Source organism: Accumulibacter sp. (assembly GCF_029255285.1).
Taxonomy (GTDB): Bacteria; Pseudomonadota; Gammaproteobacteria; order Burkholderiales; family Rhodocyclaceae; genus Accumulibacter.
On the sequence record NZ_JAPUVI010000072.1, the window covers coordinates 1 to 3,065 of the forward strand.

Annotated in this window: 5 protein-coding genes and 1 pseudogene; all 6 read left to right on the forward strand. The window is 66.2% G+C overall.

Annotated features, from left to right (window positions below; translation table 11 throughout):
* On the forward strand, positions 1-422 hold a 422-nt coding region (locus Q1M07_RS08655), incomplete at its 5' end, for a tetratricopeptide repeat protein (RefSeq protein WP_300453037.1).
* A gap of 105 nt (positions 423-527) precedes the next feature.
* Positions 528-989, forward strand: a complete 462-nt coding sequence (locus Q1M07_RS08660) for a hypothetical protein (protein WP_300453039.1) — start codon at positions 528-530, stop codon at positions 987-989.
* A 577-nt stretch (positions 990-1,566) separates the two neighbouring features.
* A pseudogene (locus Q1M07_RS08665) lies at positions 1,567-1,848 on the forward strand (urease accessory protein UreD); the annotation flags it as partial.
* Between the two features lie 93 nt (positions 1,849-1,941).
* Complete coding sequence (locus Q1M07_RS08670; RefSeq protein ID WP_300453041.1) at positions 1,942-2,430, forward strand: type II toxin-antitoxin system VapC family toxin; 489 nt, start codon at positions 1,942-1,944, stop codon at positions 2,428-2,430.
* Positions 2,423-2,623, forward strand: coding sequence for a hypothetical protein (locus Q1M07_RS08675; RefSeq protein ID WP_300453043.1), 201 nt, complete (start codon positions 2,423-2,425; stop codon positions 2,621-2,623). The genes Q1M07_RS08670 and Q1M07_RS08675 overlap by 8 nt, the downstream gene beginning before the upstream one ends.
* Positions 2,624-2,813: 190 nt before the next feature.
* A complete protein-coding gene (locus Q1M07_RS08680; RefSeq protein WP_300453045.1) occupies positions 2,814-2,945 on the forward strand; it encodes a hypothetical protein in 132 nt (43 codons plus the stop codon).
* Positions 2,946-3,065: the final 120 nt, after the last annotated feature.

The following is a 3,065-nucleotide window of genomic DNA, read 5'->3' on the forward strand; positions in this document are numbered from 1 at the left end:
TGCGCCGCGCGCTGGCGATCGACGAGGCGAGCTTCGGCGACGCGCACCCCAGGGTCGCGATCGACCTCAACAACCTGGCCCAACTGCTGCAGGACACCAACCGCCTGGCCGAAGCCGAGCCGCTGATGCGCCGCGCGCTGGCGATCGACGAGGCGAGCTTCGGCGACGCGCACCCCAGGGTCGCGACCCGCCTCAACAACCTGGCCCGACTGCTGAAGGACACCGACCGCCTGGCCGAAGCCGAGCCGCTGCTGCGCCGCGCGCTGCGAATCGTCGTCGCCAGCCTCGGCAGCGAGCACCCCAACTCACAGATTGTGAGAGCAAACACCGTCGCCCTGCTGCAGGCGATGGGCCGGAGCGACGACGAGATCGCCGACTGTCTGGCGAGCGACCTCGGCGCCAGGGCCGACGGCGACGCGTGACGGCGGCGCGGCGTGATGCCCGGCCGGCGCGCGCTTGATGACCCTTTCGCGAGCATGCGATACTGCCGGCGTCCCCTTCCCGACCCACCTGCGGAGAGCCCTGCCATGAGCCAGAACCTGATATCCATCGCGTTGAGCAACGAAGATCTCGCCGCCCTCGACGCGGCGCTGACGACCGTCGAGGAAAAGCTCGCCGGGCTGATCGAGCTGTCGGTCGACCAGCGGCGCAATCTGAGCAAGATGGGCGACAAGTCCGAAGCCTTCTGCCGTCAGGCGCTCGTTCTGCTCGCCGAGAACCGTCAGCTCCTGCCGCCGGGACTCGATCTGGGCGAGGCCGAAAACGATCTGCGCAGCCTCGACCAGTTGCGTCCGCGCTTCGCCCGCCTGCGGCGCCTGGTCGCCAACGCCGACGACACCGAAATGGCGCTCGGCAGCGACATCCTCGGTTTCGCGCTCGACGGCTATGCCGTCGCCAAGGTGATCGGCAAGGGCGCCGCGCTGGCCACGATGAAGGAAGCGATGTCGGCCCGCTACACGCGCCGGCGCAGCGAGCCGCCGAAACCCTGAACCCCCGAGTCCCCGCCGGCGGGGCAGGCGGCGCGCACGGCCAGCCCCGCTGGCTCGCGTGCCGGGCGCGGCGGCCGGCGCGCGAGCCCCGCCAGCTCGCCGACGCGCATCGCCGGCTGGCGGGCGAGCCTGGAAGCCGGCGCTTCGCCCTTCGCCAGCCGGCACGCCAGCCGTCGACGCTCGCGCGCCAGCGCGGGCGCCGCCAACGCAACGAGAAGAGCCTGCCGCGCGAGGCCCGCCCGCCGACGCGCAAGCCGCCGCACGACGGGCGCTGGCCTCGAACGCTCGCGGCGAAGCCCCGGCTGCTGGGGGGCAAGGCCCGGAGGCTTGCGGGCGAGCGACGCCGGCTTGCGGCCGGGGCGCCGATGCCGGCGCGGCCACCCCAGCCGCGTTTCGCCCGCGGACGGTTGGCCGATGCTAAAGTGCCGCCCTTGCGATGTCCCTCTGCCCAACCTATGCCGAAGCTCGCCTTACGAGATGTGCCTGCCGACTTGCACCTGTGGTTGAAGCAACAGGCGCGGGCGCGTGCGTCGCTCGGCTCGGCGCGCGCGCGGCGGTGGGCGGATTGAGCGAGAGCCTGCGGCTGGCGTCCGGCGCCGCGCGGGCGATCGAAGAAGCGGCACGGCCGGGCTGGCAGGCCCGCCTGACGCTCGGCTTCGAACGGCGCGGCGAGCGCACGCTGCTCGCCCGCTGCGAACATTTCGGGCCGCTGCGCGTGCAGAAGGCGCTGTACCCAGAGGGGCCGGCGGTCTGCCAGGCGATCGTCCTGCATCCGCCGGGCGGCATCGCCGGCGGCGACAGTCTGGAAATCAGGCTGACCGCGGCGGCGGGGGCGCACGCGCAGTTGACGACACCGGGGCCGGAAAAAGGGGCCAAGGTCGATTTTCCGACAAGTCGGTGCTGGCGGGACGGAAAAGGTGGAACAACAGACTACGGTTTTTAAGGTGTAAGCATGGAAAATCCACTGCCATCGGTCTACGTCGAAACCTCGATCGTGAGCTATCTTTCTGCACGAGAGAGTAGTTCCTTGCTTGGCGCGGCTCATCAACTCGTCACCCGGAGGTGGTGGGATCGTCGCAACCTTTACCGTTGTTTTGTGTCTGATGTGGTTATCAGAGAATGTAGGGCAGGTGACCCGGCTGCCGCCATTCGTAGATTGGATGCAGTCCGCGAGTTTTCGTCATTGGCTATCAACGACCAAGCCATTGAGATTGCGGAATCACTGCTAGCTCTGAGCATTGTCCCGAAGAAAGCGGCTGAAGATGCCTTGCATGTTGCAATTGCTACTGCCCACGGCATGGATTTCTTGCTGACTTGGAATTGCCGCCATATTGCCAATCCGATAATTCAGGCACGAATCGCCGCACATCTGGAAAGCATTGGCTTGCTGCTGCCATTCATCTGCACACCGGAAGAACTGCTAGGAGAAGAAAGTGAATGACGAGATCATCGCTGAGGTAAGGGCGATCAAGGAGGCGTTAGCCGAAGAATCTGGTTTTGACATTCGGCGCATTGCCGAAGAGATTCGAAAATCTGAAATTCAAAGCGAAGCGGAGGGCTGGAAACACATCGCTGCCCCGCTACAGCCCTTGCCCAACTCTGCATTCCAGCGGACTCGCTTTGCTCACCGCTGAATTTGAGCGTTGAACTAAAAGCGCTGCGCGCTGGAGTAGGCACCCCGGCGCCTCGGTCTACTTCCTCTTTCGCTTCGAGCATTCGTTCTCGCCGTCGAGGCCTCGACGCCCGGTACCCCACCAGCTCACTCGCCAATCCTTGATCCTCCTCGCCGCGGGGGACGTCCCCGCAGGAACCAAGGAGATCGTGGTGATTGAGCTGCGAGAACGCATGAGCAACGCCATGTGCCTGCGGGGAATGGCGGCACGGACACAGGAAGCCTATATCGGTGCGCTGGTCGAACGTAAGCGTCCATCGGGCCCACCTACCAATCCAGTGTAAGCGTCCATCGGGCCCACCTACCAATCCAGTGCCAGTTGCCGCACCCTCTCGAGGTTTTCACGGGAGAGCGCGATGGGCAAGGCTGGCGAAGTGGCAGCGTACTGGCAAGGGCATGTAGCA